This window comes from Sneathia sanguinegens (assembly GCF_001517935.1).
GTDB classification, from domain to species: Bacteria; Fusobacteriota; Fusobacteriia; order Fusobacteriales; family Leptotrichiaceae; genus Sneathia; species Sneathia sanguinegens.
Genome location: NZ_LOQF01000032.1, coordinates 1 through 401, shown reverse-complemented (window position 1 = coordinate 401; position 401 = coordinate 1). Strand labels below are relative to the sequence as shown.

Here is a 401-nt window from a genome sequence, read left to right as displayed (position 1 = left end):
TACCTCTTTCGCGTATATGCTCCTCATATACAGGTTTTCCCATTCGGACATCTTGGCTTCTTCGTTTATGTGCAACTTCACCAAGCTTTTCGCAGCTTATCACGTCCTTCTTCGGCTTTTACTACCTAGGCATCCTCCGTATGCCCTTTTTTAGCTTCTCTCTAACTCTTTTCAGTTGTAATCTTTTTTACCTACTATTCATTTCTCATTGTCCTATTTTTTCTTTTTTAACACAAAGATTAGCAAACAAGTGTTCTTGTTTCTCCTTAGAAAGGAGGTGATCCATCCGCACCTTCCGGTACGGATACCTTGTTACGACTTCACCCCAATCGCTATCCACACCTTCAGTACCTCCCCCTTTGCAGTTAGGCCAGTAATTTCAGGTGCAAACAACTCTCGTG

Annotated in this window: 2 rRNA genes; both read right to left on the bottom strand. The window is 42.4% G+C overall.

From position 1 onward, the window contains the following. Positions 1-160, bottom strand: a 23S ribosomal RNA gene (locus AWT65_RS06305); the annotation flags it as partial. A gap of 110 nt (positions 161-270) precedes the next feature. Beyond that, positions 271-401, bottom strand: a 16S ribosomal RNA gene (locus AWT65_RS06300); the annotation flags it as partial.